Annotated in this window: 27 protein-coding genes; 15 read left to right on the top strand and 12 right to left on the bottom strand. The window is 66.7% G+C overall.

The window, feature by feature from the left end:
- Positions 1-3 precede the first annotated feature (3 nt).
- Both FHW81_RS29835 and FHW81_RS29830 read right to left on the bottom strand, forming a co-directional pair.
- Positions 4-267, bottom strand: a complete 264-nt coding sequence (locus FHW81_RS29835; RefSeq protein ID WP_009875815.1) for a putative signal transducing protein — start codon at positions 265-267, stop codon at positions 4-6.
- Positions 267-449: a CPXCG motif-containing cysteine-rich protein gene (locus tag FHW81_RS29830; RefSeq protein ID WP_003094945.1), complete on the bottom strand. Its 183-nt coding sequence runs from the start codon at positions 447-449 to the stop codon at positions 267-269. Before FHW81_RS29830 ends, FHW81_RS29835 begins: the two co-directional genes overlap by 1 nt.
- 97 nt (positions 450-546) lie before the next feature.
- On the opposite strand from FHW81_RS29830, the gene FHW81_RS29825 reads away from it, so the two are divergent.
- Positions 547-1,707 (top strand): 1-acyl-sn-glycerol-3-phosphate acyltransferase, encoded by a 1,161-nt coding sequence (locus FHW81_RS29825; RefSeq protein WP_003099351.1) that lies wholly within the window; start codon positions 547-549, stop codon positions 1,705-1,707.
- Between the two features lie 119 nt (positions 1,708-1,826).
- Here the strand turns inward: FHW81_RS29825 and FHW81_RS29820 are convergent, their stop codons facing one another.
- Positions 1,827-2,105, bottom strand: coding sequence for a hypothetical protein (locus tag FHW81_RS29820; protein ID WP_003146038.1), 279 nt, complete (start codon positions 2,103-2,105; stop codon positions 1,827-1,829).
- Between the two features lie 283 nt (positions 2,106-2,388).
- On the opposite strand from FHW81_RS29820, the gene FHW81_RS29815 reads away from it, so the two are divergent.
- On the top strand, positions 2,389-2,595 hold the full coding sequence (locus FHW81_RS29815) for a hypothetical protein (RefSeq protein WP_003094951.1): 207 nt from the start codon (positions 2,389-2,391) through the stop codon (positions 2,593-2,595).
- A gap of 57 nt (positions 2,596-2,652) precedes the next feature.
- Here the strand turns inward: FHW81_RS29815 and FHW81_RS29810 are convergent, their stop codons facing one another.
- Positions 2,653-3,240 carry a YajG family lipoprotein gene (locus tag FHW81_RS29810; protein ID WP_003094953.1) on the bottom strand — a complete coding sequence of 196 codons (588 nt, stop codon included), beginning with the start codon at positions 3,238-3,240 and terminating at the stop codon, positions 2,653-2,655.
- An 841-nt stretch (positions 3,241-4,081) separates the two neighbouring features.
- On the opposite strand from FHW81_RS29810, the gene mqo reads away from it, so the two are divergent.
- Positions 4,082-5,605: a malate dehydrogenase (quinone) gene (gene mqo, locus FHW81_RS29805; protein WP_003099345.1), complete on the top strand. Its 1,524-nt coding sequence runs from the start codon at positions 4,082-4,084 to the stop codon at positions 5,603-5,605.
- Between the two features lie 51 nt (positions 5,606-5,656).
- Here the strand turns inward: mqo and FHW81_RS29800 are convergent, their stop codons facing one another.
- The 5 genes from FHW81_RS29800 to FHW81_RS29780 form a co-directional block, all read right to left on the bottom strand.
- The gene (locus tag FHW81_RS29800) at positions 5,657-6,070 is read right to left on the bottom strand and encodes a VOC family protein (RefSeq protein WP_003094957.1); all 414 of its coding nucleotides are present in this window, start codon (positions 6,068-6,070) and stop codon (positions 5,657-5,659) included.
- A 268-nt stretch (positions 6,071-6,338) separates the two neighbouring features.
- On the bottom strand, positions 6,339-6,629 hold the full coding sequence (locus tag FHW81_RS29795; protein WP_003099343.1) for a PA4642 family protein: 291 nt from the start codon (positions 6,627-6,629) through the stop codon (positions 6,339-6,341).
- A gap of 82 nt (positions 6,630-6,711) precedes the next feature.
- Positions 6,712-7,197 (bottom strand): hypothetical protein, encoded by a 486-nt coding sequence (locus FHW81_RS29790; protein WP_003094962.1) that lies wholly within the window; start codon positions 7,195-7,197, stop codon positions 6,712-6,714.
- Between the two features lie 67 nt (positions 7,198-7,264).
- The gene (locus tag FHW81_RS29785; RefSeq protein ID WP_003094965.1) at positions 7,265-7,738 is read right to left on the bottom strand and encodes a WbuC family cupin fold metalloprotein; all 474 of its coding nucleotides are present in this window, start codon (positions 7,736-7,738) and stop codon (positions 7,265-7,267) included.
- Between the two features lies 1 nt (position 7,739).
- Entirely contained in the window at positions 7,740-8,297 is a 558-nt protein-coding gene (locus FHW81_RS29780; protein ID WP_003099341.1) for a hypoxanthine-guanine phosphoribosyltransferase, read from the bottom strand.
- 167 nt (positions 8,298-8,464) lie between these two features.
- Between FHW81_RS29780 and upp the strand changes: the two genes are divergently transcribed.
- The 8 genes from upp to FHW81_RS29740 all read left to right on the top strand — a co-directional run bounded on the left by upp (position 8,465) and on the right by FHW81_RS29740 (position 16,518).
- Entirely contained in the window at positions 8,465-9,103 is a 639-nt protein-coding gene (gene upp, locus FHW81_RS29775) for a uracil phosphoribosyltransferase (RefSeq protein ID WP_003094968.1), read from the top strand.
- A gap of 2 nt (positions 9,104-9,105) precedes the next feature.
- A complete protein-coding gene (locus FHW81_RS29770) occupies positions 9,106-10,389 on the top strand; it encodes a uracil-xanthine permease family protein (protein ID WP_003094970.1) in 1,284 nt (427 codons plus the stop codon).
- Between the two features lie 334 nt (positions 10,390-10,723).
- Positions 10,724-11,272 (top strand): Csu type fimbrial protein, encoded by a 549-nt coding sequence (locus FHW81_RS29765; RefSeq protein WP_003117437.1) that lies wholly within the window; start codon positions 10,724-10,726, stop codon positions 11,270-11,272.
- A 30-nt stretch (positions 11,273-11,302) separates the two neighbouring features.
- Positions 11,303-11,836, top strand: coding sequence for a Csu type fimbrial protein (locus FHW81_RS29760; RefSeq protein ID WP_003123421.1), 534 nt, complete (start codon positions 11,303-11,305; stop codon positions 11,834-11,836).
- Complete coding sequence (locus tag FHW81_RS29755; protein WP_023090861.1) at positions 11,836-12,378, top strand: Csu type fimbrial protein; 543 nt, start codon at positions 11,836-11,838, stop codon at positions 12,376-12,378. Before FHW81_RS29760 ends, FHW81_RS29755 begins: the two co-directional genes overlap by 1 nt.
- An 18-nt stretch (positions 12,379-12,396) precedes the next feature.
- Entirely contained in the window at positions 12,397-13,185 is a 789-nt protein-coding gene (locus tag FHW81_RS29750) for a fimbrial biogenesis chaperone (protein WP_023090862.1), read from the top strand.
- A 16-nt stretch (positions 13,186-13,201) separates the two neighbouring features.
- Positions 13,202-15,574: a fimbria/pilus outer membrane usher protein gene (locus FHW81_RS29745; protein WP_023090863.1), complete on the top strand. Its 2,373-nt coding sequence runs from the start codon at positions 13,202-13,204 to the stop codon at positions 15,572-15,574.
- Positions 15,571-16,518, top strand: a complete 948-nt coding sequence (locus FHW81_RS29740) for a Csu type fimbrial protein (protein WP_003099330.1) — start codon at positions 15,571-15,573, stop codon at positions 16,516-16,518. Before FHW81_RS29745 ends, FHW81_RS29740 begins: the two co-directional genes overlap by 4 nt.
- Position 16,519: 1 nt before the next feature.
- Here FHW81_RS29740 and FHW81_RS29735 read toward each other — a convergent pair whose 3' ends face one another.
- The 3 genes from FHW81_RS29735 to FHW81_RS29725 form a co-directional block, all read right to left on the bottom strand.
- Positions 16,520-17,893: a spinster family MFS transporter gene (locus FHW81_RS29735; RefSeq protein ID WP_003099328.1), complete on the bottom strand. Its 1,374-nt coding sequence runs from the start codon at positions 17,891-17,893 to the stop codon at positions 16,520-16,522.
- Positions 17,894-18,172: 279 nt separating this feature from the next.
- On the bottom strand, positions 18,173-19,195 hold the full coding sequence (gene hemH / locus FHW81_RS29730) for a ferrochelatase (RefSeq protein ID WP_023090864.1): 1,023 nt from the start codon (positions 19,193-19,195) through the stop codon (positions 18,173-18,175).
- On the bottom strand, positions 19,192-20,109 hold the full coding sequence (locus tag FHW81_RS29725) for a TIGR01777 family oxidoreductase (RefSeq protein ID WP_023090865.1): 918 nt from the start codon (positions 20,107-20,109) through the stop codon (positions 19,192-19,194). Before FHW81_RS29725 ends, hemH begins: the two co-directional genes overlap by 4 nt.
- Positions 20,110-20,522: 413 nt before the next feature.
- Between FHW81_RS29725 and FHW81_RS29720 the strand changes: the two genes are divergently transcribed.
- From FHW81_RS29720 to phrB, 4 genes are all read left to right on the top strand, one after another.
- Positions 20,523-21,506, top strand: a complete 984-nt coding sequence (locus FHW81_RS29720) for an NAD(P)/FAD-dependent oxidoreductase (RefSeq protein WP_003094987.1) — start codon at positions 20,523-20,525, stop codon at positions 21,504-21,506.
- Between the two features lie 152 nt (positions 21,507-21,658).
- A complete protein-coding gene (locus FHW81_RS29715) occupies positions 21,659-22,615 on the top strand; it encodes a DUF523 and DUF1722 domain-containing protein (protein WP_023090866.1) in 957 nt (318 codons plus the stop codon).
- Positions 22,616-22,624: 9 nt separating this feature from the next.
- The gene (locus tag FHW81_RS29710) at positions 22,625-23,524 is read left to right on the top strand and encodes a MerR family transcriptional regulator (RefSeq protein ID WP_023090867.1); all 900 of its coding nucleotides are present in this window, start codon (positions 22,625-22,627) and stop codon (positions 23,522-23,524) included.
- Positions 23,521-24,966, top strand: coding sequence for a deoxyribodipyrimidine photo-lyase (gene phrB, locus FHW81_RS29705; protein ID WP_003121048.1), 1,446 nt, complete (start codon positions 23,521-23,523; stop codon positions 24,964-24,966). Before FHW81_RS29710 ends, phrB begins: the two co-directional genes overlap by 4 nt.
- Positions 24,967-25,021: the final 55 nt, after the last annotated feature.

Below are 25,021 nucleotides of genomic sequence, written 5' to 3'. Positions count from 1 at the left end.
GCCTCAACACAACAGGCTGCCGGGGCCGCAGGGCTCCGGCGGCTCCTCGGCCAACGGGGCGGCGGCGTTGTAGGCGAGGATCAGTTCTCGCGCCCGCTCCGTCTGCCCGTCCGCCACCAACAACGCCAGCAGTCCGCCAGGCGGCAGTTCGCCGATGGCGCCGACCAGGTGGCGGCCGCTGACATGGGCGGCGATCCCTTCGCTGGCGAGCATTCCCACCAGCATCTCGGCCTCCAGCAGGTCGGCCGGCTCATATACGCGCTGCATCAGTCATCCTCCCGGCGGACGTTCAGTGACCAGTCCTGCCCATCGGTGCGCAGGTCGAACAGGATCGGCCGGCAGCACACCGGGCAGTCCTCGTAGTACTGCTGGTCGCCGGCGCTCAGGTCGAGCAGCGCCTCGGCCGGTTCCCCGCAGTAAGGGCAGCTATAGGCCTGGCTTTCGAGCATCGCTGCACCCCCTATGAGTTCCGTTTATAATCGCGCGGTTCAATTTTCGGCCACCCCCTTGGGCGGCCTTCGCAGCATCCATATGGAACCAGAAAGCATGATGGGCGAGTTCGAAGCCATCCGACCCTACAGTGACGCCGAAGTCCCCGCGGTATTGCAACGCCTCCTGAGCGACGACGCCTTCCTCGGCGCCCTGGTCCGCTACCGCTTCCCGCGCCTGGCCGGTCCCCTCGGTTGGCTGCTCAAACCTCTTATAGCCCATCGCCTGGCCCGCGAGGTCACCGGCATCCGCAGCGTCGCCACGCTGCAGGACAAGTTCGAGCCCTACGTCGACCACACCATCGAGAAGGCCACCGATGGCGTCACCTACTCCGGGGTCAATCGCCTCAAGCCAGGCTGCGCCTACCTGTTCATCGCCAACCACCGCGATATCGTGATGGACCCGGCCTTCGTCAACTACGCCGTGTACCACGCCGGCCTGCCGACCCCGCGCATCGCCATCGGCGACAACCTGCTGCAGAAATCCTTCGTCAGCGACCTGATGCGCCTGAACAAGAGCTTCATCGTGCACCGTTCGCTGAGCGGCCGGCGCGAGAAGCTCGCCGCCTACCAGACGCTCTCCGCCTACATCAACCACTCGATCCGCGAGGACCGCCAGTCGGTGTGGATCGCCCAGGCCGAAGGGCGGGCCAAGGACGGCGACGACCGTACCGACTCGGCGATCCTCAAGATGTTCCACATGAGCCGCAAGGACGAACCCTTCGCCGAAATGGTGCGCGCCCTGCATTTCATCCCGGTGTCGATCAGCTACGAATACGACCCCTGCGATCTGGCCAAGGCCCGCGAGTTGCACACCCGCGCCAGCACCGGCGAGTACCGCAAGGCGCCGGGCGAGGACGATGCCAGCATCGCCCTGGGCATCACCGGCTACAAGGGCCGCGTGCACATCAACTTCGGCGCCGAGCTGGAGGGCGAGTTCAGCGACGCCAAGCAGCTGGCCGCCGAACTGGACCGGCAGATCCTCGGCAACTACCGTCTGTTCCCGGTGCACTACCTGGCCTACGAGATGAGCGAGAACCGCGACCCGGGCCTCGCCGTCCCCACGGCCGAGAGCCTGTTCGGCAGCGAGGAGCTGGAGAAGGCGCGCAAGGAATGGAACCGCCGCCTGGAGCAATGCCCGGCCGAGCAGCGCCCCTGGCTGGTGCTGCAATACGCCAACCCGGTGCTCAACCAATACCGGATCAAGCAGCAATCCTGAAGACGAAAGCCCGGCGCCGCCGGGCTTCTCCATCGGACAACGGCTTCGAACCCGCAGGCGATGGACGGATAACCGCGATACGCTTATCCGCGTGCGGTTCGGCTCGCCGAGCAGGGCTCTCAGAGCCGCGTGCTGGCCCAGCTGACCAGCAGCGCCAGGCCCAGGCAGGCGGTGCCGAATCGGTAGAAGAACAGGTTGATCCGCAGGGTCGCCTCGTCCATCGGCAATGCCGCCTCCCCCGCCTCGCCCTCCGCGGCCCAGCGCGCCAGGGCGCGACGCTCGCGTGCGCGGGTGGCCAGCAGCAGCCAGGCGCCGGCGACACCGAAGAACAGCGCAAGGCCGTTCATGGCCTGGGCGGGATGGGCGAGGAACAGCGCCCACAAGGCTTGCAAGGACATCGATAACCTCCGCAACAGGACCACACGCCGGGGCTACCGAATAACGCCTTGGGTGAGCTGATGACAGGACGGACCGTCGGGGACGGCGGGGAAGGACTGGTCGAATTCTATCCAGAATGCATGAGCGACGGCCAGCGGCACCCGGGTTGTCGCGACGAAGCGCAGCGGTTAGCAGCAATCCGTCTAAAAAAGGCGCGGCCTCGCCAGAGTGACCGACTAGTCTGAAAGTGCTTTGCCGGTCACAGAACCCCACCCAGGCAAACGACAACACAGGAGAGTCGTCATGCTGGAAACCGCACCCCACGAACATAACTATCTGATCGACCACCTGGACGAGATCGAGGCCGTGATCGTCGATCTTTCCTTCAATGTCCAGGACGACCGCTGGCTGGTGTACTGCACCGCCTGCGGCCATGAACACCTCGACCTGCCTGAGACCGACGAACGCATCAGCATCGGCGAGCCGGACCCGTTCCACCAGGCCGCCTGAGTTTCCCGAGCGCATGAAAAAGCCCGGCATCCGCCGGGCTTTCTCGTTACCGCCGGCTCATTGCTGGCCGAGGGTCTGAGCGATGGTCGGGTCCTTGAATACGCGGGTCAGGGCGTCGCTGAGCACCTCGCTGACCAGCTTGCTGTTGGTCGCCTGGTTCGGCGCCATGCCGAAGCGCTGGTTCAGCGAGGCGCCGTAGCGACCGGTGTAGCGCCGGCTGCTGTTCTGCACGTCGGCGCGGAAGGTCGCGGTGATGTCGGCCTGGGTGACGTAGACGCCGTCCTTCGGCGACTGGTACTTCAGCTCGGCCAGGGTCAGGGTCAGTTGCGGCGCGTTGTAGGCGTTGGCCGAAGGCGTGTAGCCGAGCAGGCGCACGGCCGTCTCGGCCTGGGCCTGGAGCTTGGGCACCACGTCCTCGCTACGGACGGTCAGGGTGCTGGTATCGGCGTAGAGGCCGCCGCGAGTGCCCAGGGACGGGCCGGGACGGCCATCGACCACCTTGACCACCACCGGCTGGCCATGGCCGACGGCGGTCAACGGTCCTTTAAGGACCGGTTGCGGGTCCAGTTGTTGCGGGCTCAGGGCGCAGCCGCCGAGAACCAGGGCGCTTGCGGTCATCAGGCTGAGCAACAGGCGATGCAGCATGCTCATCTCTCCATGGGTTGGGCACGAATGGCCGGCAGTATAACGGCGCCGCGAAGGCACCGCAGCATTGCCTTGGACGTTCGCCACGGGGCGCGGTTCCTCGCCTGTGGCAGGTGGCGCAGGGCACGCATGCCCGGCGTTTGGCAGATACGGCGCGGCGGATTGTCCCAGGGGGCTTTCGCCGGCGGGCACTTCGTGACCGGGAATGGGAAAAAAGTCTAAGGAGCGGGGTATTTTTTGATTTTCACCGTTATAATCGCCCCCCGATTATAAGGACGCCTCCTGATCGGGTTCCGGCCCCCGCGCCATCCCCCCACAGAGAGCCGCCAGTAGAGCGCTGCCCCATGAGGCAGACGCCCTGAAACGCCTGTAGCGAGTTTTTCGGCAAGGAATGCCGCATGACCCCGCACGATTCTGCGAAGGCATGCCCGCGACAGACGAGCCCTTCCGGCCCATGTCTCCAAAAGAGCGTGGATCGAAGGTATTTCACTACTTCACGAGAGTGTGGCGAGCAATGAAGAGTTTTGCGTCGGTAAGTGCGCCATTAGCGCTTGAAACAGCCCCCCGCAGACGCGACCGCAGCGGATACCTCATGACCAGAGCCTGACGGCCCGTTCCGTCGCGAATGTGCTTGCACGACCGGATGCCCGCATGGGCCAGCCAGGCTGCCAGATCGCCAGCCCCGCGCCCGGCATCCATAGGCGATGACGCCCGGCGTCCCGCCGTTGTTGCGAAGAATCGGACATGACGGCTCCCTCCGCCGCTGCCTGCCGGCCCGTACCGGCCTCGGCCCCGCCCCGTCTGTCGTCAATTTGGTGCTGAAGATTTTGGAGAAGCGTTAATGGCGCAAAACGATCACGAAACAGTCGACATGCTGCTGGTAGGCGCCGGCATCATGAGCGCGACCCTGGCGGTCCTGCTCAAGGAACTCGACCCCAACCTGAAGATGGAAGTCGTCGAACTCCAGGAGTCCGGCGCGATCGAAAGCTCCAACCCGTGGAACAACGCGGGCACCGGCCACGCCGGCCTGTGCGAGCTGAACTACACCCCGCAGTCGGCCGACGGCAGCATCGACATCAAGAAAGCCGTGGGCATCAACACCATGTTCGAGGTGTCGAAGCAGTTCTGGTCGCACCTGGTCGCCAAGGGCACCTTCGGCTCGCCGAAGACCTTCATCAACCCGGTACCGCATCTGAGCTTCGTGCGCGGCAGCGAAGGCATCGCCTACCTGAAGAAGCGCTTCGAATCGCTGACGAAGCACCACGCTTTCGAGACCATGGTCTACTCCGAGGACAAGGCCACCCTCGCCGAGTGGATGCCGCTGATGATGCCGGGTCGTCCGGCCGACGAAGCGATCGCCGCGACCCGCGTCGAGGGCGGTACCGACGTCAACTTCGGCGCCCTGACCAACCAGCTCCTGCAACACCTGGCGCAACAGCCGGGCGCGCAGATCCGCTACAACCAGAAGGTCACCCACCTGCGCCGCGCCGATAACGGCTGGCGGGTCACCGTCAAGGACACCCGCAACGGCGGCGACCGCGAGATCCAGGCACGCTTCGTCTTCCTCGGCGCCGGCGGCGGCGCCCTGCCGCTCCTGCAACTTTCCGGCATCCCGGAAGGCAAGGGCTTCGGTGGTTTCCCGGTGAGCGGCCAGTGGCTGCGCTGCGACAACCCGGAAATCGTCAAGCAGCACCAGGCCAAGGTCTACAGCCAGGCCGAGGTCGGCTCGCCGCCGATGTCCGTGCCGCACCTGGACACCCGTGTGGTGGACGGCAAGAAATCCCTGCTGTTCGGCCCCTATGCCGGTTTCTCCACCAAGTTCCTGCGCCATGGCTCGTTCCTCGACCTGCCGCTGTCGGTACGCCCGGGCAACATCCTGCCGATGCTCTCGGTGGCCCGCGACAACATGGACCTGACCCGCTACCTGATCGGCCAGGTCATGCAGTCGCCGGAACAGCGCCTGGAAGCCCTGCGCAAGTTCTACCCCGAAGCCAGGGCCGAGGACTGGCGCCTGGAAGTCGCCGGCCAGCGCGTGCAGATCATCAAGAAGGATCCGAAGAAAGGCGGCATCCTGCAGTTCGGCACCGAGCTGGTGGCCGCCCACGACGGCTCCATCGCCGCCCTGCTGGGCGCCTCGCCGGGCGCCTCGGTGACCGTCTCGATCATGCTCGGCCTGATCGAGCGCTGCTTCCCGGAGCAGGCCCGCTCGCCGGAGTGGAGCGCCAAGCTGAAGGAAATCTTCCCGGCTCGCGAGAAAGAGCTGGAAAGCGACGCCGAGCTGTACCGCAGCGTCAGCAGCCGTTGCAGCGAGGTGCTGGAACTGACCGCGAAGAACGACGTGCAGGCCCCGGTCAACGCCGAGTGAGCCGCGCGCTATGGAACAAGCCGCCTTCGGGCGGCTTTTTCATTTGTGGAGTCAGGCGCCGGCCTCGCAATTGATCATCCAGGACACCCCGAAACGGTCCACCAGGGTACCGAAACAGGGCGACCAGAAGGTCTTGCCCAACTCCAGCTCGACCCGCCCGCCGTCCTCCAGCAAGGCGTCATAGCAGCGCCGCGCCTGCTGCGGGTCGCGGGTATTCAGTGAAAGGGAAATCCCGGAGATCGGCTGCAACGCCGGCCCGTGCCCGTCCGAGGCCATGATCTGGCTGTCGCCGATCTGCAGGTTGGCGTGCATCACCTTGTCGCACCAGCCTTCGGGCACCACCACCGGACCGGGCGCCTCGTCGAAACGGAACAGGAAACTCACCCTGGCACCGATGGCGTGTTCATAGAAACGCAGGGCCTCTTCGCAACGGCCGTTGAAGCAGACGTAGGGCTGGACGTACATGGGAACCTCGGCAGGCTGTTTTTCCTGTGAGTGTAGAAAAGCAGCAGCCGACAGGCAGCCTCTCGCAGAGCGAATAACGCAGTCCTGGCCATTCGCCCTTCCCCGCCGCCCTGGCGATCCGCGACCGCGGCGGGGCCCGCGCGGCGTCTATCGACCCTTGCCACCACCAGCCGCCATTCGGACGCTGGCGTTCTCCGACGGGCGTGACTCAGCGGACCGCGCAACGAAAAAACCCGCCGAAGGGCGGGCTTTTCGCTGCATGGCCGGCTCAGGCGCCCTTGGCCGCCTGCAGCGCTTCGATGTAGGGCACGGCTTGGCGCTGGTCGGCGACCAGGGCGACGAAGTCGTTGCCCTTGGCGTCGCGCGCGTCGAGATCGTAGCCGGCCTCGCGGAAGAAGGTGAGGAAGCGCTCGAAGTCGTCGATGCGCAGACCGCGATAGGCCTTGATCAGCTTGTGCAGCGAGGGGGGGGTGTCGTCGGCCGGCTCGACGCCGAGGAACAGCTTGATCGACTCGTCACTGATCTCTTCGCCAATGATCTGTTTCTTGTCTTTGCGCATCGCTTTCTCTCAACGGCTCTGGGGCCGGGCTCGCCCGGCGCGGGATAAGGCCAGGCAGTTTACTCCCGGCGCGCGGCGAGGCTCAACGCGCGCGTACCGCGCCGGTGTGCAGGTCCGCCCAGACATGGCCGTTGGGATAGGCGAGGAACTGGCAATAGACCGTCTGGTTGCGCAGCAGGTCGAGCAACGCCGGGTACTGCGCCAACGGGTAGTTGAGCGTGAGGGTGCGGGTCCCGGCATCGTAGACCGGCTTCTTCAGGCTCTTGCCTTCGCTGTCGAACTGGATCAGCACCTGGGCCAGGGTCGCGCCCTTGCTCAGCGGTTTGCCCTTCAGGCGCAGCAGGGTCGGCGTGGTGATCGGGATCGGCTGCTGGTTGGACTGCCGCTGGTTGCCCAGCACCACGCTGTACTCGGTGATCTGGATCAGTTGCTGCTGCTCCGGCGCCTCCTGGCGCAACTGGCCGTCGTCGGGCGGCAGGAAGCGCGCGTGCATCGGGGGATTCTCGGCGGCCAGGCCGGCCAGACTGACGAACAGGAGCAGGGAGCCGCACAGGCTACGGGCGAACATCGGGACCTCCGGACAGGGCGAGCCGGCACTCTAGCATGGCTGCCGACCCGCCGCCGAAGCGAAGCGCTCAGGCGAACTGGGCGCGCATCCAGTCCCGGTAGGCCGGCGCATCGGCGCTGCCTTCGGCAGGCGCCCAACTGGCGAACTCGCCTTCGCCAAGCGGGCGGTAAGGCCCGGCCTTACATTCGAACAGGATGCTGTCCGGCTCCAGCACCACCAGGGCATGGAACACCCCGGGCGGCAGGTCGACACCGGGGCAGTCCCCAGCGGCGCTCAACTCGCGCTTGTCGAGGAGTTCCCCGTCCTCGGCGAAGACCAGCAGGCCGAGACGGCCCTTGAGCACGATCAGCGCCTCGGCCTTGCCCGCATCCAGGTGCCGGTGCGGCGGGATGTAGGTATTCGGCTGGAGGCCCACCGCCATGCGATGGCAGGGCTCCTCCATGCGGTGGAAGTTGTGATGCTGGCGACCACGCGGCGCATTACCCGCCCCGCTCGCCAGTTCGGCGAACAATTGCTGGTCGAGGTAGCGCGGTCCGGCCATCTCAGAGCCCCTTGACCGCGAAGATGCCCGCGGCGTTGCGCCAGTAGCCCTTGTAGTCCATGCCGTAGCCGAACACGTAGCGGTCGGCACAGTAGAGGCCAGTGAAGCTGGCCTTGAGGTCAGGCCGGGCCTTGCGCTCGTGTTCCTTGTCCACCAGTACGGCGGTGTGCACCGCGCGTGCGCCGGCATGCTTGCAGAAGTCGATGATCGCCGAGAGGGTGTGCCCTTCGTCGAGGATGTCGTCGATGATCAGCACATCACGGTCGATGAAGGAGATTTCCGGCTTGGCCTTCCAGAACAGTTCGCCGCCGGAGGTCTCGTTGCGGTAACGGGTCGCATGCAGATAGGACAGTTCGAGGGGGAAGTCGAGCAGCGGGAGCAGCTTGCCGGAGAAGATCAGGCCGCCGTTCATCACGCAGAAGACCACCGGGTTGGTCTCGCCGAGATCGCGGTTGATCGCCTCGGCGACGCGACCGATGGCTGCCTCGACCTCGTCGTTGTTGAACAGGCAGTCGGCTTCCGCCCTGACTTGGCGGATGTGCGCGAGATCGACGGACATGGTGCTTCTCCCTGGCTGGGCTGAGAAAAAGTCGGCAAAGGTACTCATCCGGTCGCCATCGGGCAACCCCCGGCGGTCGAGTGCGAATCAGAATAATGGTCCAGACTGTGCGGAATGCATTACGCTAGCGCAATTTTTTTGCCCGCCCCCGTTGGAGACAGTCGCCCATGCCCGTACATGAGATCCGCCACCCCCTCATCCGCCACAAACTGGGCCTGATGCGCCGCGCCGATATCAGCACCAAGAACTTCCGCGAACTGGCCCAGGAAGTCGGCGCCCTGCTGACCTACGAGGCGACCAAGGACCTGCCCCTGGAACAGTACGAAATCCCCGGATGGGCCGGCCCGGTGACGGTGGAGAAGATCTCCGGGAAGAAGATCACCGTGGTGCCGATCCTGCGCGCCGGCATCGGCATGCTCGACGGCGTGCTCAGCCTGATTCCCGGCGCCAAGGTCAGCGCGGTCGGCGTCGCCCGCAACGAAGAGACCCTGGAAGCACGCACCTACCTGGAAAAACTGGCGCCGGACATCGCCGAGCGACGCTCGCTGATCATCGACCCGATGCTCGCCACCGGTGGCTCGATGGTCGCCACCATCGACCTGCTGAAGAAGGCCGGCAGCAAGGAAATCCGCGCCATGGTGCTGGTCGCCGCCCCCGAGGGCATCGAGGCGGTACGCAAGGCCCACCCGGACGTGATCATCTATACCGCCTCGATCGACGAGAAGCTCGACGAGAACGGCTACATCATTCCGGGCCTGGGCGACGCCGGCGACAAGATCTTCGGTACCAAGCAGAAGGAAGCCTGAACATGGGCGATGCCTTCCAGGAGCCGCTCTGGCGCCAGGTGCTGTCAGGCGCGCAGATGCTGTTCGTCGCCTTCGGCGCGCTGGTGCTGATGCCGCTGATCACCGGTCTGGATCCCAACGTCGCGCTGTTCACCGCCGGCCTCGGGACCCTGCTGTTCCAATTGGTGACCGGGCGCCAGGTACCGGTGTTCCTCGCCTCCAGCTTCGCCTTCATCACCCCGATCATCCTCGCCAAGGGCCAGTTCGGCCTGGCCGCGACCATGGGCGGGGTAGTCGCCGCCGGCTTCGTCTACACCTTCATGGGCCTGGCGGTGAAGATCAAGGGCACCGGCTTCATCGATAAACTGCTGCCGCCGGTGGTGATCGGCCCGGTGATCATCTCGATCGGCCTGGCGATGGCGCCGATCGCGGCGAACATGGCGATGGGCAAGGCCGGCGACGGCAGCGAGTTGCTGCCGTACCGCACCGCGATGATGATCTCGATGCCGGCGCTGCTCACCACCCTGGTGGTGGCGGTATTCGGCAAGGGTATCTTCCGCCTGGTGCCAATCATCGCCGGCGTGCTGGTCGGCTTCGCCCTGTCGTTCGTCTTCGGCGTGGTCGACACCGCCGCGATCGTCGCCGCACCCTGGCTGGAACTGCCGAAATTCACCGCGCCGGAATTCAACTGGCAGGCGATCCTGTTCATCGTCCCGGTGGCCCTGGCCCCGGCCATCGAGCATATCGGCGGGGTCATCGCGGTGGGCGGCGTCACCGGCCAGGACTACCTGAAGAAGCCCGGCCTGCACCGCACTCTCCTCGGCGACGGCCTGGCCACCTCGGCTGCCGGCCTGTTCGGCGGACCGCCCAACACCACCTACGCGGAAGTCACCGGCGCAGTGATGCTGACCAAGAACTACAACCCGAAGATCATGACCTGGGCGGCGGTGATCGCCATCACCCTGGCCTTCGTCGGCAAGTTCGGCGCGATCCTGCAAAGCATCCCGGTACCGGTGATGGGCGGCATCCTCTGCCTGCTGTTCGGCACCATCGCCTCGGTCGGCATGAACACCCTGATCCGGCACAAGGTCGATCTCTCGGAAGCACGCAACCTGGTGATCGTCTCGGTGACCCTGGTGTTCGGCATCGGCGGCGTGCTGATCGGCAGCGGTACCGGCCCCGACGACATCGGCCTGAAGGGCATCGCCCTGTGCGCCATCGTCGCCATCGTCCTCAACCTGTTGCTGCCGGGCAACGACGGCTGGCAGAACAAGGCGCTCGACGAACAACACAAGGATTCACACTGAAAACAACGGACGGAACACTTCGCTGTTCCGTCCATTTTCCACCCGCCACGTTATTTTCAAAAGCATGTAGCCAATCGCTTACTACTTTGTAATTAAACTTCCCTGTATTTTCCAAATAATCACGTCATCTAACTGGCAGAGGCTTATTCGCGCTGCTATATAGCCAGTCAAGCATGACTGGCAGAGCCGCTCTGCGCCGCACCCGGCGCGTCGCCAGCCATGAACTTCGAGTTTGGCGGATATATAAGGCCGATCATTTAAAGTCGTGGGAACTTTATTTATCCGCCAACATCGTCCTGCGCCACCGACATTCGTTATCGACAGGAAGTTAGAGATGAATAAACGCACTCCGGCAGTCTTGTTGTTCTGTGCCTGCGCCAGCCTGCTGGGCACCGCCCAGGCCGCCGGTACGCTGATCGGCCAGGTCGGCGTGCAGATGGTCATCGGTGCCGGCTGCACCATCATCAACGGCAGCGTCAGCGGCGGTATCAACCAGTGGGGAACCCTGGACTTCGGCAGCCATTCCGACCTTACCAACGTGGTCGACGCGCAGACCGTCGGCACCAGCGGCAATATCCAGATCCAGTGCAGCACCGGCCTGACCCCGAGCCTGACGGTGAACGCAGGCCTGCACGCCAGCGGCGGCCAGCGCTACATGCAGAACACCACCACCACCAGCAGCACCATCGCCTACAACATCTATTCGGACGCCGCGCGCAGCGCGCTGATCCAGGCCAACACACCGGTGGACATTTCCTCGGTCTCCACCGGCACCGCAGTCAACATCCCCCTCTACGGCCGCGTGGTGCCCACCGGGCAAAGCACGCCCACGCCGACGGCGGGGACCTACACCGACACCCTGCTGGTCACCATCGCCTGGTAAGACGCGCCGCCAGGCGCGGCGCCGGGCAGCATGGTCCTGGGGGGACCGATGAGCTTGAACCGCTACCTCGCCGGAGGACTGCTCTGCCTGCTCGGCTGCAACCCGGCAAACGCGCAGACCGCCACCATCGTCCTGAGCGCCACGCTGCTCCCGGCCTGCGAAGCGGGTAGCGTCGGCAGCGGTGGCGCGATCACCTTCGGCACCCTCGACTTCGGCCAGTACGCCTCCCTGAACAACGCCATCAGCGCCACCAGCCAGCAAGGCGCAGGCTCCATCCGGGTCAAGTGCGTCAGCGGCCAGACCTATGCGATCACGCTCGACGGCGGGCTCTACGGCAGCGTCGCCACGCGGCGCATGGCGAACATCGCCAACACCGCCCTCACCCTGACCTACAACCTGTACAGCGACCGCCCCGGCGGCATCGTCTGGGACAACACCACCGGCGTTGCCGCCACCGGCAACGGCAACGACCAGTGGTATCCCATCTACGGCCTGGTGCCGGCACAGACCACGCCGGTCGCCGGGACCTACCGCGACACCGTCAACGTGACCATCAGCTGGTGATGCCGATGTCCAGCCGGCGTCTATTCCTGCCGCTTCTCCTGCTCCCGCTGCCGAGCCTGGTCGCGCATGCCGATCCATCGCCGATCAGCCGCGCCTTCCAGGTCCAGGCGGTGGTCGCCAACGGCTGCGCCTTCGGCACCGCCATCAGCGACAACGCCTATGACCTCGGCACCCTGAGCTTCGGCACCCTCGGCAACCTGGCCAGTCCGGTTAACGTCGCCAGCAGCTCCGGGGCCGGCTCCATCGTCCTGACCTGCACTCCGGGAATGACCGTCTCCGTCGCCCTCGACTACGGGGTCAATGGCGGCAGCAGCAGCCAGCGCTACCTGAAGCGGGTGAGCGGCAACGAGACCCTCGCCTACCAGCTCTACCAGGATGCCGCCTACTCCCAGGTCTGGGGCAACGGGGCACTCGCGCGGACCATCGCCAACTTTCCCGCCAGCACCCAGACCTACACGGTATACGCGCGCCTGTTCGCGGTCGGCAACCTGCCGTCCGCCGGCAACTACCGCGATACCGTCACCGTCACCCTTTCGTTCTGAGCCGTCATGGAGGATCACATGCCCAGTCCACACCTACCTCTCCGCCCCGGCCGCTGGCTTGCGGCGCTGCTGGCGCTGCTCCTGGGCGGCCCGGCACAGGCCGCCAGTGCGGTGCTGATCTGGCCGATCAACCCGGCCATCGAAGCCGACCAGCCGGCCACGGCGCTGTGGCTGGAGAATCGCGGCAAGCAACCGGTGACCCTGCAGGTGCGCGTGCTCGGCTGGTCCCAGGCGGATTTCCAGGACGTCTATCGCAACCAGCAGGCAGTGATTCCCAGCCCGCCCTTCGTCAAGGTCGAGCCGGGCCGCCGGCAACTGGTCCGGCTGATCCGCCAGGGCGGCCAGCCCAGCACGCCGGAGGACGCCTACCGGGTGCTGATCGACGAAGTGCCCGACGGCGACGCGGGGCAGACGCAACGAAGCCCCGGTCTCGCCCTGCAGTTCCAGATGCGCTATTCGGTACCGCTGTTCGTCAGCGCCGACGGCGTCTGGACCCAGCCGCGTAGCGATGTCGAGCGCGACCCGGCCGACGCGACCCGGCCGAAACTGGCCTGGCGGCTGGTCGAGGAACAGGGCAAGCGTTACCTGCAGGTGCGCAACGAGGGTAGCGTGCACGCCCGCCTCAGCCATGTCCGCTGGGAGGGCAACGGCCGCAGCCTGGCGCTGCTGGACGGCCTGCTCGGCTACGTGCTGCCCGGCCGGCAGATGCGCTGGCCGCTGCCGCCGGGGCTGCTGCCGGACGCCGGCATGACCCTGAAACTGCAACTGGCGGACAACGACGCGCCGATCAGCGTTCCCGGGTACTGAGGCGGACGTCGGTCCCGTGCCTCGCCCGTGTCAGCGGCGCTCTCGCCGCCACCGCTCGCTACTGATCGGCCTGGCGCTGCTCTCCCCTGTCCATGCGGCGGACTACCTGGCCGGACTGCCGCCGCCGCAACCCGCTCCGTCCGGCGGCGGCAACGCCCTCTACTACCTGGAACTGGTGATCAACGGCCGCGACAGCGGCCAGGTGGTGCCGGTCAACGCCGCCGATGGCCATTACCTGCTCGACGCCGCGGCCCTGCGCGAAGCCGGCGTGCGCCTGCCTGGCAACCCCGCCGGACAGGTCGCGGTGGACGCCCTGCCCGAGGTCCGGGCGGACTATGACAGCGCCAGCCAGCAACTGCACCTGCAAGTGCCGCCGGACTGGCTGCCGGAGCAGCGCTTCGACGATCCCGGACTGGTCGCCCGCGCCCCGGCGCGCAGCAGCCTCGGCGCGCTGTTCAACTACGACCTGTACTACTCGGACCCCGCCGACGGCGCCACGCCCTGGCTTTCCGCGCTGCTCGAGCAACGCCTGTTCGACGGCTTCGGGGTGATCTCCAACACCGGCGTCTACACCCGCTATTTCGGCGACGCCGACAACCTCGACAGCCGCTACCTGCGCTACGACACCTACTGGCTGTACAACGACGAACGCAACATGCACAGCTACCAACTGGGCGACTACGTCAACGGCGCGCTGAACTGGACCACCCCGGTACGCATGGGCGGCTTTCGCTTCGCCCGCAACTTCGGCGTACGTCCGGACCTGGTCACCTATCCGCTGCTGCGCTTCGACGGCCAGGCCGCCGTACCCAGCACCGTCGACCTGTTCATCAACGGCTACAAGGCCAGCAGCGCCGACCTGCAACCCGGTCCCTTCGCCATCAGCAACGTGCCGTACATCAACGGAGCCGGCGAAGCCACGGTGGTGACCACCGACGCCCAGGGTCGACAAGTGGTGACCAGCCTGCCGTTCTACGTATCCAACACCCTGCTGGCGCGCGGCCTGAGCGATTTCGACCTGTCCGTCGGGCGCCTGCGCGACGACTACGGCCTGCGCAACTTCTCCTATGCCGACAACGCCGCCAGCGGCATCTACCGCTACGGCGTCAGCGACCGCCTGACCCTCTCCACCCACGCCGAGGCCGCCAGCGACCTGCGCCTGCTCGGCATCGGCGGCGACATCGCCGTGGCCACCTTCGGCACCCTCAGCCTGGCGGCCAGCGGCAGCGACGGCCAGGGCGACAGCGGCCAGCAATACCTGCTCGGCTACTCCTACTATTCGCGACGGCTCGGCCTCAGCCTGCAACACATCGAGCGCAGCGCCGGCTATGGCGACCTCGGCACCCTGGACGGCGAGTACCAGTTGAGCCGGCGCACCGACCAGGCTACCGCCAGCCTGACCTTCGACGAGCAGGGCACCATCGGTACCGGCTACTTCGACATCCGCGCCCGCGACGGCAGCCGCACGCGCCTGGCCAACCTCTCCTACAGCCGCCCGATCGGCAGCCGCAGCAGCTTCTACCTGGCGCTGAACAAGGATCTCGACGGCGACGGCTACAGCGCGCTGATGCAACTGGTGATTCCCTTCGACATCAACGGCCTGCTGAACATCGGCGTCACCCGCGACAGCGACCGGCGCTACAGCGAGCGGGTGATCTGGAGCCGCTCCACGCCGAGCCAGGGCGGCCTCGGCTGGAACCTCGGCTATGGCGGCGGCGCCAGCCGCTACCAGCAGGCCGACCTGACCTGGCGCATGCAGAACGTGCAACTGCAGGGCGGCCTTTATGGCGAGACCGGCAACTACACGCGCTGGGCCGATCTCAGCGGCTCGCTGGTATGGATGGACAACGCCGTGTTCGCCAGCAACCGGATCAACGACGCCTTCGTCCTGGTCAGCACCAAGGGTTATCCACAGGTGCCGATCCGCTACGAGAACCAACTGATGGGCAGCACCGACGACAACGGCCACCTGCTGGTGCCCTGGGTCGCGGCCTACTACCCGGCGAAGTTCCAGATCGAGCCGCTGGACCTTCCGGCCAACGTCAGCGCGCCCGAAGTCGAGCAGCGCGTGGCGGTACGCCAGGGCAGCGGCCTGCTGCTGGATTTCCCGATCCGTGCCGTAGTCGCCGCCAGCATCAGCCTGGTGGACGAGCGCGGCGAACCGCTGCCGCTGGGCAGCCAGGCCGAAGAAACCGGCAGCGGCCAGCGCGCCAGCGTCGGCTGGGACGGCCAGGTCTATTTCGAAGGATTGCAAAGCGACAACCAGCTACGCGTGGTCCGCCCCGACGGCCGGGCCTGCCAGGCACGCTTCCGCCTGGACACGCGCAAACCCACCGTCAGCCAGGTCGGCCCGCTGACCTGCTCGGCCCCGATCGGAGATACGCCATGAGCCGCCACTCCACGTCCGCCTGCCTGCTCGGCTTCGCTACGCTCTGCGCCAGCCCGTTGCTGCTCGCCGCCTGCACCACCAGCTCCGGCACCGGCAATTTCGGCAGCCTGAGCTCGTTCACCGTGGCCAGCACCGCCCAGACCATCACCGGCACCACCGGCTTCAAGTGCACCGGCAGCCTGTTGTCGATCCTCAGCACCAACACCATCGACGCGACCATCGCCAGCACCGCCAATCCGCTGGGCACCACGCCGCGGCTGTACAACGCCGCCAGCGGCACCTACCTGCCCTACAGTATCTGCAAGGACAACGGCTGCGGCACCGTCTACAACGTCGGCTCGACGGTACGCTGGAGCAGCACCACCTTCCTCGGCATCCTCGGCCTGTTCAACGCCACCGACGGCAGCCTGCCGCTGTACCTGCGCACCGCCACCGGGGTGACCCTGCCGGCCGGCACCTATACCGATACCATCGGCCTGAACTGGGCCTGGCACCTGTGCGCGGCGGGCATCGGCCCAGTCTGCGTATACGACGACGGCACCGCCAGCAGCAGCGTCAACGTTACCCTGACGGTGCTCAAGGACTGCTTCATCGACAGCGCTCCGGACCTCAGCTTCGGCAGCGCCGCGCTGGTCTCGGCCTTCACCGCGGTGAACCAGAACATTGGCGTGCGCTGCACCCTGAACGCCACCTATACCATCGGCTTCGACAACGGCAACAACTTCAGCGGCGGCTGGCGGCGAATGCTCAGCGGCGCCAACGCGATCCAGTACAACCTCTACAAACCGGGAGACTCGACGGTCTGGACCACCAGCAACACCCAGGCAGGCACCGGTAGCGGCGCCGCGCAGAACGTGCCGTACCGGGCCATCGTCAACCCGGCCCAGGGCAACGTCCCCGCCGGTACCTACAGCGATACCGTGCGGGTGATCCTCACCTACTGAGTCAGGCCGGCTGCCGGGACGCCTTCCAATCCTCGCCGCCCTCGCCTTCCCGTCGCAGGCTCCAGTCCTTCAGGTGCTCCAGGCTGGCGCGATAGGGCTTGAGGCCGATCCCCAGCAGGACCACCGCACCAAGCACCGCGGCCAGGGTCACCAGCAGCAGCGAGTAGCGCAGCGCCATGTCGTCGGCGAAGACGAAATCGGTGACCAGCGCCACCGCCGTCGGGCCCACGCCGAGACCGAACAGGGTGACCACGAACAGGTAGATCGCCGAGGCCTGGCCGCGCATCGAGTTGGGCATGATCTCCTGGATCGCCGCCGGGGCCACGCCGAACGGCATGCTCAGGAAGAACACCGTCGGCGCCATCAGCGCCGCCGCCCAATTGGCGTTGTCCAGCAGCGGATAGACCAGGGTGAAGGGAATCACCGCCCAGGCGGCGAGCAGCCCGACGCGCATGTTCGCGTCGCTGCGCCCGCGCTTCGCCCAGTAGTCGGCCAGGCGCCCGCCGAAGACGATGCCGAGACAGCCGAACACCGCGACGATGCTGCCGTACACCACTCCGACATGACCGGCGTCCCAGCCGTGGGTGCGGACGAAGAAGGTCGGCACCCAGGCGCCGCTGCCGTAGCCGGCGAAGGACAGGCAGGCGAAACCGAAGTTGTGGCAGAGCACGGTCTTGCGGTTGGCCCGCAGGTAGGCGCCGACCTCGCCCAGCGGCACCGCCACGCCTGCGCCGACTCCGCGCCGGGCCGGCTCGCGGATCGCCAGCAGCAACAGGCAGAAGAGCACGCCGGCGGCGCCGAGGATGAGGAAGATCAGTTGCCACGGGCGCACCTCGCCGAACAGCGGCAGATGCACGTCACCCTGGGCCGAGGCAAACTTGATCACCAGCCCGCCGAGCAGGAAGGCCAGCCCCGAGCCCAGGTAGATGCCCATCGAGTAGACGCTGATCGCCGTCGCCCGACGCTCGCGCGGGAAGCTGTCGGCGATCAGCGAATAGGCCGCTGGCGACAGCGCCGCCTCGCCGACCCCGACGCCGACCCGGAAGGTGAGGAATTGCCAATAGCTGCGCGCCAGACCGCAGGCCGCGGTCATCGCGCTCCACACCAGCACGCCGAACAGGATCAGACCGCGCCGGCTGCGGTTGTCGGCCATGCGTCCGAGCGGGATACCGCAAAGGGTGTAGAACAGGGCGAAGGACAAGCCCATCAGCAGGCTCATTTCCGTATCGCTGATGGCCAGGTCGCGGCGGATCGGGCCGACCAGCAGGTTGAGGATCTGCCGGTCGATGAAGGACAGCACATAGGCGACCATGAGGATCGCCACCGTGGTCCAGGCCGCAAGGTTGGAGGGGTAGCCGTTATTGTTGTTATGCATGCCGAACTCCTGGACGCCGCCGAAGCGGCGGATGCGAAGGGAGGGTCGACAGGCAGGATAAGCCGGCAACATCCGGGCTTATACCCAGGGCAAGGGACTATAGAACTGCTGAATGCGGGAAGCGGGTTCCGGCGAATGACCGCCAGGTCATTCGCCGCCGCGTGCGCTCAGAGCCTGTTCAGCATCTCGCGAGCTGGGCGGGGAAGCGGAGCTGACGAGCGGCAAATGAGCACTTCAAAGCCGTCATACCGCGCCGCGCAGCGGATCATGAACAGGCTCTCAGAGCGGCCTGGCCAGGCGCCCGCTCATATCGGCCAGGGCGCCGACCCAGGCGGGATGGTCGTTGAGGCAGGGAATCAGCACCAGATCCTCGCCGCCGGCACTGATGAACTGCTCGCGGCCGCGCATGCCGATTTCCTCCAGAGTCTCGATGCAGTCGGCGACGAACGCCGGGCACATCACCAGCAGGCGCTTCACCCCGCGCTGCACCAGTTCGTCGAGCTTGGCGTCGGTATAGGGCTCGATCCACTTGGCGCGCCCCAGGCGCGACTGGAACGACACCGACCAGCGCCCCTGCTCCAGGCCGGCGCGCTCGGCGAAGGCCTCGGCGGTGCGCAGGCACTGGCTGCGGTAGCAGAGGGCGAGGGCTTCGGGGCTGACGTTGCGGCTGTTCTCGGCCAGCAGGTCGTGGGCAGGATCCTTCACCAGCTTGCGGATGTGCCGCTCGGGCAAGCCATGGAAGCTCAGCAACAGATGGTCGTGGGGCTGCTGCAGGTACGGACGCACGCTTTCCACCAGGGCATCGAGGTAGACCGGCTGGTCGTAGAACGGCGGCAGCGTGCTGACCTCCAGCTCCAGGCGATGGGCGGCGATCACCCGGCGCACCTCTTGTTCGGCGGTGGTCGTGGTGCTGTCGGCGAACTGTGGATACAGCGGCGCCAGGGTCACCCGCCGGATACCGCGGCGCGCCAGGTCGAGCAGGACCTTCTCGATGGCCGGCTGGCCGTAGCGCATCGCCAGTTCCACCGGCCCATGCGGCCAGTGCGGCTTCATCGCCTCCTGCAGGCGACGACTGAGGACGATCAGTGGCGACCCTTCGTCCCACCAGATCGAGCTGTAGGCATGCGCCGATTCAGCCGGACGCTTGATCAGGATCAGCGACACCAGCAGGCGCCGCAGCGGCCAGGGCAGGTCGACCACGTAAGGGTCCATGAGGAACTGGTCGAGATAGCGGCGAACATCCTCCACCCGGGTCGAATCCGGGGAGCCCAGGTTGAGCAACAGCAGGGCATTCTCGGTCATGCCTGATCCTTTCGTCGGGCGTCCAGGACATCGGCCAGCGCCACGTCCAGGTCGGTGAATTGAAAACGGTAGCCGGCGTCCTGCAAGCGTTGCGGCAAGGCTCGCTGGCCGCCGAGCAGCAATCCGGACATTTCTCCCAGCCCGAGGCGCAGGACGAACCCGGGGGTCGGTATCCGCGCCGGCTTGTGCAGCGCCCGGCCCAGGGCCTTGGCGAAATCGCGGTTGCGCGCCGGGTTGGGAGCGCACGCATTATAGGGACCGCTGGCATCGGGCCGCCGCAAAAGAAAATCGATCAGCTCGATTTGATCCTCGATATGAATCCACGGCATCCATTGCCGGCCGTCACCCAGCGGTCCACCCAGGCCGAGCCGGTAGAGCGGCAACAGGCGCCCGAGGAAGCCGCCCTCGGGGGCCAGCACCAGGCCGGTGCGCAGCAGCACGACACGGGTGCCGAGCTTCTCCGCCTCGCGGGCGATCTGCTCCCAGGCGAGGCATAGCTCGCTGGCGAAATCCTCGCCGGCCGCCGCCCCCTCCTCGGTCACCGGGCGCTCGCCGCTGTCGCCATACCAACCCACCGCAGAACCCGATAACAGAAGGTCCGGGCGCTGCTCGCGAGCGTCCAGCCATTCCACCAGGCGCTCGGTAAGGCGTACCCGGCTTTCCCACAGCAGCGCCTTGCGCTTGTGGCTCCAGGGTTTGTCCGCGATCGGCTCACCGGCCAGGTTGACCACCGCGTCGAGCGGCTGGTCGCCGTACTCGTCGAAACGATCGATGCCGCGCACGCCGGCGCCGCACAGCGATTCCACCTGCTGCGGCCGCCGGCTGAACACGGTCAGCCGGTGCCCGGCCTGTCGCCAGCGGGCGCACAGGCGGCGTCCCATCAGGCCGGTACCGCCGGTCAAGAGAATGTGCATGGCTGTCTCCTCGTTTTGCCTGCGTGCCCTTTCAGTCTGGACCCTGGACATCGATCTGCCCGATGACCGTGCATCCTCCCCCCATTCCGGCGTTATCCTGTGAATGGAAGATCCGTCGGCTCCGGCCGGGGAACCCTGGCGTCGTTTTCGACTCAGCCAAGGAACAGGGCTTGCATCGCATTGGTGCCTTAGTGAACGGCGCCAGCCGTCTATTCTTCAGATAACTCGGTTGATACTTCCGAACGGAACGTCTGAAGGTTCGACAGGCCAGGAAGCGAGCCGTGCGCCGCAAGCGCGCCATCGGCGCGACGCAAGGTGCGCCTCGAAGCACGCGCAACACTGTACATTAAATCAAACTTGTACAAGAAACCTGATTCGCCTGTCCAGACGCTACACAACCAGAGAGGCATGTCATGAGCGTCCCCATCGCCATCATCGGTACTGGCATCGCCGGGCTTTCCGCCGCCCACGCATTGAGATCCGCCGGCCAGACCGTACAACTGTTCGACAAGGGCCACGGCAGCGGCGGCCGCATGGCCAGCAAGCGCAGCGAGGCCGGCACGCTGGACCTCGGCGCGCAATACTTCACCGCCCGCGACCGGCGCTTCCTCGACGCCTTGCAACACTGGCGCGAGGAAGGCTGGGTGGACGAGTGGAAACCCGCTCTCTACCAATACCGCGACGGCCAACTGAGCCCCTCCCCGGACGAGCAGCCACGCTGGGTCGGCATCCCACGGATGAGTGCGATCACCCGCGCCCTGCTCACCGATCTGCAAGTGGTCTTCTCCTGCCGCATCACCGAGGTCTTCCGCGGCAAGCAGCACTGGCACCTGCAGGACGCCGAGGGACAGAACCACGGTCCGTTCAACCAGGTCCTGATCGCCATCCCCGCTCCCCAGGCCACGCCGCTGCTGGCCAGCGTGCCGAAACTGGCGGCCACCGCCGCGAGCGTGGTCATGGAGCCGACCTGGGCGGTGGCGCTAGGCTTCCGCGAGGTACTCGACACCCCGGTGCAGGGCTGCTTCGTGCACGGCAGTCCGATCGCCTGGCTGGCCTGCAATCGCAGCAAGCCGGGGCGCGACACCGCCCTCGACACCTGGGTGCTGCACGCCACCAGCCAGTGGAGCCGGCAGCACATCGACATGGCCAAGGAGGACGTGGTCGAGCACCTGCGCTGCGCCTTCGCCGAAGTGATCGGCTGCGCCGTACCGGAAGCCGCCTTCAGCATCGCCCACCGCTGGCTCTATGCACGCCCGGCGGAGGCCCACCAGTGGGGCGCCCTCGGCGATCCCGACCTGGGCATCTACGCCTGCGGCGACTGGTGCTCCAGCGGCCGCGTCGAAGGCGCCTGGCTCAGCGGCCAGGAAGCCGCGCGGCGCCTGCTGGAACATCTCTGAGGGGATCGGGCCGTCGCCTGGCGGCCCGATGTGACAAGAAAATATCTATACAAATACATTGACCTGTACAAGATAAGTTCTAGGATGTGTCGTATGACCGCCTGGCTGTCGAGCTGCGCGCGAACCTCCTTTCCCCTCGGGAGACGACACCGATGCACGAATCTCACCCTTCCCTGACGCCCCGACTCGGCATCAGCGCCTGCCTGCTCGGCGAACCGGTGCGCTTCAACGGCGGCCACAAGCGATCCGCGCTTTGCGAGGAACTGGCGCGACACGTCGAGTTCGTCTCCTTCTGCCCGGAACAGGCCATCGGCCTGGGCACGCCGCGCCCGGCGATTCGCCTGGAAGGCACTCCGGAAGCCGCCGAGGCGCGGAGCCGCGACGGCCTGGCGGTCGGCGGAGCGCTCGCCGAATATGCGCGGAGGGTGGCGCAACGGGCGGATACGCTGGACGGTTTCATCTTCATGCAACGTTCGCCGTCCTGCGGGCTGCAACGGGTCAAGGTCTATCCAGAAGGCGGCGGCGCGCCGCGCGCCGAAGGCCGTGGACGCTTCGCCGCAGCCCTTTGCGCAGCCTTGCCGGAGCTACCGGTGGAAGAAGAAGGCCGGCTGCACGATCCGGTCCTGCGGGAGAACTTCCTCACCCGCGTGTATGCCCATGCCCACTGGCAGGCCCTGCGCCAGCGCGGCCTCAGCCATTCGGCCATCGTCGCCTTCCATAGCCGCTACAAGTACCAGTTGCTGGCCCATTCGCCGGAGCACTACCGCAGCCTCGGCCGCCTGCTCGGCGATGCCGGCCACTACCAGCCGGAAGCCCTCGGCACTCGCTACTTCGGCGAGCTGATGCAGGGCTTGCGCCGCTGCGCGACCCGCGGCAGCCATGGCAACGTGTTGCTGCACCTGAGCGGCTACCTGAAACGCGACCTCGCAACCGAAGACAGGCGTGAATTGCGCGAGCTGATCGAGCAATACCGGCATGGCAGCGTGCCGCTGGTGGTACCGCTGACCCTGCTAAAGCACCACTTCCGTCGCCACCCGCATGCATACATCGCCCAGCAGGCCTACCTGCAACCGCACCCGACCGAACTCGGCCTGCGCAACGCGCTCTAGGATTTCCCGATGAACTCGCCCCACCTCGAACGCGGCGGCCTGCCGATCCGCGAAGTCACTCGTCTGACCGGCGTCCATCCGGTCACCCTGCGCGCCTGGGAGCGCCGCTATGGCCTGGTGGTGCCGCAACGCACCGGCAAGGGGCACCGGCTCTACAGCGAAGGGCAGGTCGAGCGCATCCGCCGGATACTCGTCTGGCTCGAGCGTGGCGTCGCCATCAGCCAGGTGCGCGCGCTGCTGGAGCGTCCGGAGGAAACCCCGGCGGCGGATGTCGAATCCCCCTGGGAACGCCTGCACGAACAGCTGCTGGACGCCATCGCCGCGCTGGCCGAGCGACGCCTCGACGATCTGTTCAACCAGGCCGCGTCGCTCTATCCGGTAGCGACCCTCTGCGAAAAGCTTCTGCAACCCTTGCTGCAGCACCTCGAACGACGCTGGCAGGGACAGTTCGGCGCGCGCATGGAGCGGGCCTTCTTCTTCTCCTGGTTGCGCAGCAAGCTGGGCGCCCGCCTTTATCACCAGCAACGGCTGCAACAGGGCGCGCCGCTGCTGCTGGTCAACCAGTCCGAGCTGTCGCTGGAACCGAACCTCTGGCTGTGCAGTTGGTTGCTCGGCAGCGGCGAGGTGCCGCTGCAGGTCTTCGACTGGCCGCTGCCACCGGCCGAACTGGCCCTGGCCTGCGAACGCCTGGAAGCTCGCGGCGTGTTGCTGTACGCCAGTCATCGCCTCAATCCGGAGCACCTGCCGCGCCTGCTGGCAGGGGTGAGCTGCCCGGTGGTGCTGGTCGGACCGGCCGTGGAGATCCAGCGCGAAGCCTTCGAAACCTTGGCGCTAACTGGCCTGCTGCTGGCGAGCACGCCCCTGGAAGCCCGCCGCCTGCTCGGCGAACGAGGTCTGTTGAACCCATGAACGGACTTCCGATGAACCTGATCTGGTTTCGCTGCGACCTGCGAACCACCGATAACAGCGCGCTCCTCGCCGCCGCCGATGGGCGCCCTTGCGTGGCTCTCTACCTGCTCAGCCCGGCGCAGTGGCGGGAACACGACGATGCGCCCTGCAAGGTCGACTTCTGGCTGCGCAACCTGGGCGAGCTGCAACGCCAGCTCGCCGCGCTGAACATCCCGCTGCTGGTGCGCGACTGCGGCCACTGGCGGCAAGCCCCGGAAGTCATCGGCCGGCTCTGTCGGGAACTGGGAGTCGGCGCGGTACACGTCAACCAGGAATACGGGGTGAACGAGGAACGCCGCGACCAGGCCGTCGGCCAACGCCTGCGTGAACAGGGCGTGGCCTTCCACAGCCACCTCGACCAGCTGTTCTTCGCCCCCGGCTCGGTGCTGACCCGAACTGGCGGCTATTTCCAGGTGTTCAGCCAGTTCCGCAAGGTCTGCCACGAACGGCTGTACCAGGCCCTGCCGGGTGTCCGCCCGCGTCCGCAGCCCCAGCCACCGCACGCGCTGGCCAGCGACCCGCTGCCGGATGCCGTGCCCGCCTTCCCGCGGCCGGCCGATAGCTTGCGCCGCCTCTGGCCGGCAGGCGAAGAGGTAGCGCAGGAACGCCTGCGCGACTTCGCCGACCAGCACCTGGCCGACTACCATGAACGGCGCGACTTCCCGGCGCTTCCCGGCACCAGCCAACTGTCGCCCTACCTGGCCGCCGGCGTACTCTCGCCCAGGCAATGCCTGGACGCCGCGCTGGTTGCCAACCGCGGCGAGTTCAGCGGCGGCCAGCAAGGCGCCGCGACCTGGATCAACGAGCTGCTCTGGCGCGAGTTCTACAAGCACATCCTGGTCGGCTACCCCCGGGTCTCCCGGCACCGCCCCTTCCGCGAGGAGACCGAAGCCCTGCGCTGGCGCCAGGCCCCGGCGGAACTCGAAGCCTGGCAACAGGGGCGCACCGGCATACCGATCATCGACGCGGCAATGCGCCAGTTGCTCGCCACCGGCTGGATGCACAATCGCCTGCGGATGGTGGTAGCGATGTTCCTCAGCAAGAACCTGCTGATCGACTGGCGCGAAGGCGAACGCTGGTTCATGCGCCACCTCATCGACGGTGACCTGGCGGCGAACAACGGCGGCTGGCAGTGGAGCGCATCCACCGGCACCGACGCGGTTCCCTACTTCCGCCTGTTCAATCCGCTCTCGCAGTCCGAACGCTTCGATCCACGCGGCGAGTTCATCCGCCACTGGCTGCCGGAACTGGCCGGCCTGGAGCGCAAGGCGATCCACGATCCGTCCAGCCTGGGGCTGTTCGCCGGGGTCGACTATCCACGGCCGATGGTCGACCTGAAGGCCAGCCGCGAACGGGCGCTGGCGGCTTTCCGCAACCTGCCGCCGCGCGATGGTCGCGCGTAGGGCGCGTCAGCGAGCTATCGCCTCCCGCCAAATGGCTCGCTCTTTCCATAGGGCG

This window comes from Pseudomonas sp. RC10-4-2 (assembly GCF_050433085.1).
GTDB classification, from domain to species: Bacteria; Pseudomonadota; Gammaproteobacteria; order Pseudomonadales; family Pseudomonadaceae; genus Pseudomonas; species Pseudomonas aeruginosa.
The sequence above is the reverse complement of the archived record's forward strand: the minus strand, read 5'-3'. Positions and strand labels throughout refer to the sequence as shown.

Excerpts from the sequence above, each read along its gene's own strand:
- FHW81_RS29835 (WP_009875815.1), bottom strand. The coding sequence starts at position 267 with ATGCAGCGCGTATATGAGCCGGCCGACCTGCTGGAGGCCGAGATGCTG.
- FHW81_RS29830 (WP_003094945.1), bottom strand. The coding sequence starts at position 449 with ATGCTCGAAAGCCAGGCCTATAGCTGCCCTTACTGCGGGGAACCGGCC.
- FHW81_RS29825 (WP_003099351.1), top strand. The coding sequence starts at position 547 with ATGATGGGCGAGTTCGAAGCCATCCGACCCTACAGTGACGCCGAAGTC.
- FHW81_RS29820 (WP_003146038.1), bottom strand. The coding sequence starts at position 2,105 with ATGTCCTTGCAAGCCTTGTGGGCGCTGTTCCTCGCCCATCCCGCCCAG.
- FHW81_RS29815 (WP_003094951.1), top strand. The coding sequence starts at position 2,389 with ATGCTGGAAACCGCACCCCACGAACATAACTATCTGATCGACCACCTG.
- FHW81_RS29810 (WP_003094953.1), bottom strand. The coding sequence starts at position 3,240 with ATGCTGCATCGCCTGTTGCTCAGCCTGATGACCGCAAGCGCCCTGGTT.
- mqo (WP_003099345.1), top strand. The coding sequence starts at position 4,082 with ATGGCGCAAAACGATCACGAAACAGTCGACATGCTGCTGGTAGGCGCC.
- FHW81_RS29800 (WP_003094957.1), bottom strand. The coding sequence starts at position 6,070 with ATGTACGTCCAGCCCTACGTCTGCTTCAACGGCCGTTGCGAAGAGGCC.
- FHW81_RS29795 (WP_003099343.1), bottom strand. The coding sequence starts at position 6,629 with ATGCGCAAAGACAAGAAACAGATCATTGGCGAAGAGATCAGTGACGAG.
- FHW81_RS29790 (WP_003094962.1), bottom strand. The coding sequence starts at position 7,197 with ATGTTCGCCCGTAGCCTGTGCGGCTCCCTGCTCCTGTTCGTCAGTCTG.
- FHW81_RS29785 (WP_003094965.1), bottom strand. The coding sequence starts at position 7,738 with ATGGCCGGACCGCGCTACCTCGACCAGCAATTGTTCGCCGAACTGGCG.
- FHW81_RS29780 (WP_003099341.1), bottom strand. The coding sequence starts at position 8,297 with ATGTCCGTCGATCTCGCGCACATCCGCCAAGTCAGGGCGGAAGCCGAC.
- upp (WP_003094968.1), top strand. The coding sequence starts at position 8,465 with ATGCCCGTACATGAGATCCGCCACCCCCTCATCCGCCACAAACTGGGC.
- FHW81_RS29770 (WP_003094970.1), top strand. The coding sequence starts at position 9,106 with ATGGGCGATGCCTTCCAGGAGCCGCTCTGGCGCCAGGTGCTGTCAGGC.
- FHW81_RS29765 (WP_003117437.1), top strand. The coding sequence starts at position 10,724 with ATGAATAAACGCACTCCGGCAGTCTTGTTGTTCTGTGCCTGCGCCAGC.
- FHW81_RS29760 (WP_003123421.1), top strand. The coding sequence starts at position 11,303 with ATGGTCCTGGGGGGACCGATGAGCTTGAACCGCTACCTCGCCGGAGGA.
- FHW81_RS29755 (WP_023090861.1), top strand. The coding sequence starts at position 11,836 with ATGCCGATGTCCAGCCGGCGTCTATTCCTGCCGCTTCTCCTGCTCCCG.
- FHW81_RS29750 (WP_023090862.1), top strand. The coding sequence starts at position 12,397 with ATGCCCAGTCCACACCTACCTCTCCGCCCCGGCCGCTGGCTTGCGGCG.
- FHW81_RS29740 (WP_003099330.1), top strand. The coding sequence starts at position 15,571 with ATGAGCCGCCACTCCACGTCCGCCTGCCTGCTCGGCTTCGCTACGCTC.
- FHW81_RS29735 (WP_003099328.1), bottom strand. The coding sequence starts at position 17,893 with ATGCATAACAACAATAACGGCTACCCCTCCAACCTTGCGGCCTGGACC.
- hemH (WP_023090864.1), bottom strand. The coding sequence starts at position 19,195 with ATGACCGAGAATGCCCTGCTGTTGCTCAACCTGGGCTCCCCGGATTCG.
- FHW81_RS29725 (WP_023090865.1), bottom strand. The coding sequence starts at position 20,109 with ATGCACATTCTCTTGACCGGCGGTACCGGCCTGATGGGACGCCGCCTG.
- FHW81_RS29720 (WP_003094987.1), top strand. The coding sequence starts at position 20,523 with ATGAGCGTCCCCATCGCCATCATCGGTACTGGCATCGCCGGGCTTTCC.
- FHW81_RS29715 (WP_023090866.1), top strand. The coding sequence starts at position 21,659 with ATGCACGAATCTCACCCTTCCCTGACGCCCCGACTCGGCATCAGCGCC.
- FHW81_RS29710 (WP_023090867.1), top strand. The coding sequence starts at position 22,625 with ATGAACTCGCCCCACCTCGAACGCGGCGGCCTGCCGATCCGCGAAGTC.
- phrB (WP_003121048.1), top strand. The coding sequence starts at position 23,521 with ATGAACGGACTTCCGATGAACCTGATCTGGTTTCGCTGCGACCTGCGA.